This is a genomic window from Mongoliibacter sp. (genome assembly GCF_007692705.1).
Taxonomy (GTDB): domain Bacteria; phylum Bacteroidota; class Bacteroidia; order Cytophagales; family Cyclobacteriaceae; genus Mongoliibacter.
In genome coordinates, this window is record NZ_REBN01000126.1 from 1 (window position 1) to 3,754 (window position 3,754).

General features: G+C 38.7%; 2 protein-coding genes. Both read left to right on the forward strand.

What is annotated here, in order from left to right; translation table 11 throughout:
- On the forward strand, positions 1–1,412 hold a 1,412-nt coding region (locus EA341_RS06640), incomplete at its 5' end, for a glycine-rich domain-containing protein (RefSeq protein WP_367127013.1).
- 319 nt (positions 1,413–1,731) lie between these two features.
- Positions 1,732–3,453: a hypothetical protein gene (locus EA341_RS06645; RefSeq protein ID WP_293012458.1), complete on the forward strand. Its 1,722-nt coding sequence runs from the start codon at positions 1,732–1,734 to the stop codon at positions 3,451–3,453.
- The last annotated feature ends 301 nt before the right edge of the window (positions 3,454–3,754 follow it).

The window sequence follows — 3,754 nt, forward strand, 5'->3', positions numbered from 1 at the left end:
GGATAGCACCAGAGGGCTTGGCAGATTTTGATGTTGTTGCCATTGGTGCTGGTGGTGGAGGCGGAAAGGGTAATGCTTCAGGAGGTGGAGGAGCTGGAGGATTAGTTACAGGCTATGTTTCCACCACAGCAGAATTTGGTTTGCCTGATGGTACAACTTTTAATGTCAAAGTCGGTCAAGGTGGACCAGGAGCTGCAATTGTTACTGAAACAGGGCAGAATGGTCAAAATTCATCATTCACTGGAACTGTCGATGGTACTGCCGTTTCAGTAATTGCTTTAGGCGGTGGTGGTGGTGGTTCTTTTGGTTCAACCAATGCTGCTAACGGAAGCTCCGGAGCATCTGGTGGAGGAGGTGGTTTTTACAGACCGAGCAATTTCAATGGACAAGCAGGAGCTAGTAATGGTGGTACTACTGGTGCAAATAGCATTTGGGCCGACACTGGAGGACCTCAAGGCGGTGCTGCGGCTGGTGGCGGAGGCGGAGGGGCTGCCGGACCTGGTCAAGTTGGCAAAGCAGCGGGTAATGGACAAGGTGATGGCGGAGTTGGAGGGCTAGGAATCGCTTATGATTTATTTGGTACTATCATTAATTATGGAGGTGGAGGTGGAGGTGTTGGTTACAATTTCAATGGAACTGTTAAAGATAATTTTACTAATGGAGGAAGAGCCCCTAATGGATCATTTCTTGGAGGAAGTGGAAATGTTGATGGTCCTGGCGGGGATGCAGTAGGTATTGCCTCTGGAGGAGGAGCTGGAACAACAGGTGGTGGACAAGGAGGAAAAGGTCGTGTATTTATCATCTATTCCAATATCCGAATCCTACCAGTCGAATTCCTTTATGTACAAGCAGATTATAACAGCCACAGCAGAGAGATTATTCTCAATTGGGCAACCGCAAAAGAGTGGGAAAATTCCCACTTTGAAATAGAAAGATCGGTCACAGGGGTCAAAGACTTCAAAAAAGTGGGAGAAGTTGAAGGAATGGGATGGACAGATCAAATTACAGAGTATGAATTTGTGGATAGACAACTTCCATTAGGAGCAAAAAACCTACTCTACAGACTCAAACAAGTAGACTTCAATGGGAATTTTGAATACTCCGAAGTAGTTTCAGTAAGGATTCCAGGAGTAGAATTTACGCAAGGGGTTTGGCGTGCCTACCCCAATCCAACCAATGGCTCCAAGCTTAGGATTAGCCTTATGGACAGGTCACAGTATGAGGCTGAAAGACTTTCTTTCAGGATAATCCATCCTATGTTTGTTACTCCTTCCAAGACAGTGGACACAGAAGATGAAATGAATCAATTATTGGAACAACTGGCCCTAAAAGTTCCCAAGGGCATCTTCGTTGTGGAAATTCAATGGGGCCAAAAAGTTGAACATATTAAAGTGCTCAAACAGCTGCAATAGTGGCTGAAAAAATTTGCAGAATATAGATCCCCGAAGCCTCAAATTTTAACAATAGTATTTGAAACACTTAGATTTTCTAGCAAGAATAGAATTTTTCGCTGAAATTAATAAGATCCCTTCCCCTATCCATATAATTTCATATTTTGAAGAAAGATTGCTTACCTTAATATCAAGGAGGTTTTGATAGTAACTTTTCATTAAAAAAAATCAACGAATGAGTTAATTATAATACATTTTTTATATTTTAAAATACGTTTTTGTGTGTTTTAAAAAATATAAATTTTATATTAGTGTTGAATTTCAGCTTTTTAGCACTCTCATGAGATCAATTAATTTTTTTTATATTGATTCCCGCTCCTATTTAGCTTACAGGTTATTAGGAATTGCCCTTTTATGCTTTTTGAGCTTTGAAGTTCTTGGGCAGGATGAAGACCAACCTGATTTGAGGGAAGAGTCTTGTAGGAATTGTACTGGTCAGGCTAACAATTTCAATATCCTTAACGCATATTTTAGTGATGAATCAGGAGAGTCCAAAGATATTTGTGAGGACAACGGACCGTATTTCATTTCTTTATTGTATTTATCACAGCCGGGGTCAAATGTTCATAATTTCAGAATCATTGCTGATATTCAAAAAAAGGTTCAAAACACAGAAGACCTCTTGGATAGCTTCTATATGAATGAATTCGTAGGGACAGTTCAGGCATGCCCGAATGGTCCTTGTATAATTACTATTCCTATTCCTGACTTGGGTTTTGAATGCGGCAATGAATATTATGAACTTTCTAACCCAATGTCTTTTTGGACAAATCGTGCTAATATAAATCTCCAAAATAGTTATAAATGTAATGATTATCCTACAGCACAATGTTCAACATCTGAAAGTATCCCCATAGAAGTAGGCTTTTTAGAATATGATTTTGATGTGAGTTTTGAATGTTTTCAGGAAAATTTAGATCATACAAATGTTGATTTCTTAATAACCTCCCTTTTCGGAGGAAACCCTACAGCAGAATATAATGTAGTATGGGATATTGAGTTTGAAGGTGAAACAATCATTCAATATGAAGAAATAAACCCTTCTTTTGAAAATGTGGAATCAGGTACATTGGTGACTGCGACACTCACAATAAGTCAGAACGATATAAATGGGGATCCTATTCCTTCTACATCTATTTCAAAAACAATTATTATTCCCGTAGCCTTAGGCGAAGAAGACATTATTGAATCTTCCACCGTAATCAATAGCGATGAGGAAGAGAATAATGGGATCATTGAAGTGGAATTCAAAGAAGGTAACTTCGTCTATTATTGGACCTCTGTGGATGATCCGGATTTTTACTCAGAGGACTCAAGAATTGAGGATTTGCCTATTGGTACTTATGTGCTCACTACTTTTGATGCCGAAACACGGTTGTGTAGAACGGATGTTTTTGAAATAGTAAGAATACTTCCAGTAGAATTCAAGTACGTCCATGCTGAACATGACCCCCAACATAACAATGTAATTCTCAGTTGGGCTACTGCCAAAGAATGGGAAAACTCCCACTTTGAAATAGAAAGATCCATTTCGGAAATCAGTGATTTCGAAAAAATAGCTGAAGTCGAAGGAATGGGTTGGACAGACCAGATTACCGAATATGAATATGTGGATGAACAACTTCCGTTGGGTGGAAAAAACCTCTTGTATAGGCTGAAACAGGTAGACTTCAATGGAAATTTTGAGTATTCAGAAGTGGTTTCAGTCAGGGTTCCAGGTGTGGAATTTACACAGGGAGTATGGCGCGCCTACCCCAACCCAACCAATGGCAGCAAACTCAGAATAGGCCTGATGGACAGATCACAGTATGAAGATGAAAGGCTTTCTTTCAGAATCATTCACCCTATGTATGTGACCCCTTCCAAAACTGTGGACTCAGAAACTGAAATGAATGTACTGTTGGAACATCTGGCCTTGAAAGTTCCTAAAGGTGTCTTTGTGGTAGAAATTCAATGGGGCCAAAAAGTAGAACATATTAAAATTCTCAAGCAGCTTCAATAAAAATTTGAAAAATGGCCTTGAAGCAATTATCCAAGGCCATTGTACTTTTATCCTTTCAGATATTTCTTAATAATCTACTTTTAAAAATCGTACTACTCCGCATCAGCAGTTCCAGCATTTTTCTCAAAATCACCAAGCTTGATAGGCATCCCCAATCGTAACTTTTTGCAAAATTTTTTACACCAAAAATTACATACTCTATTTTTAGTTTTTTGATTAATAATTTTTGCATTATAAAAATAACATATTTTAAATATTTTATTCTTTTACATGCCCGATCCTTATTTCTTAAAATTTAGTT

Coding starts and splice junctions, on each gene's coding strand:
- EA341_RS06645 (WP_293012458.1), top strand. CDS start 1,732: ATGAGATCAATTAATTTTTTTTATATTGATTCCCGCTCCTATTTAGCT.